The following is a 249-nucleotide window of genomic DNA, read 5'->3' on the forward strand; positions in this document are numbered from 1 at the left end:
ACAACTCTACAGAGCGTCTAAAACTTCTTACTTGAGAATTATTTTCAAGTTCCTCGGCTTGCTTAAATTCGCTCAAAGCCGGTATAATTTCTTCGTAGAATATCTGCGCATCCATTTTTATTTTTACTGGGGTACCATCAATATCTGAAGCTCCATAACTATATTCAAGAATAAGCCCCGGATAGGTATCATCCCAAAAAAGCTTAAATAAAGCAAAGTCGGCTTGATTATTAAATTCAATGAATATAT

General features: G+C 34.5%; 1 protein-coding gene. It reads right to left on the minus strand.

The window, feature by feature from the left end:
* Positions 1-249 (minus strand): hypothetical protein (locus NF27_RS12310; protein ID WP_039455456.1); only part of this gene is annotated, 249 nt, incomplete at both ends.

The sequence above is a fragment of the Candidatus Jidaibacter acanthamoeba genome, from assembly GCF_000815465.1.
In the GTDB taxonomy this organism is placed as follows: Bacteria; Pseudomonadota; Alphaproteobacteria; order Rickettsiales; family Midichloriaceae; genus Jidaibacter; species Jidaibacter acanthamoebae.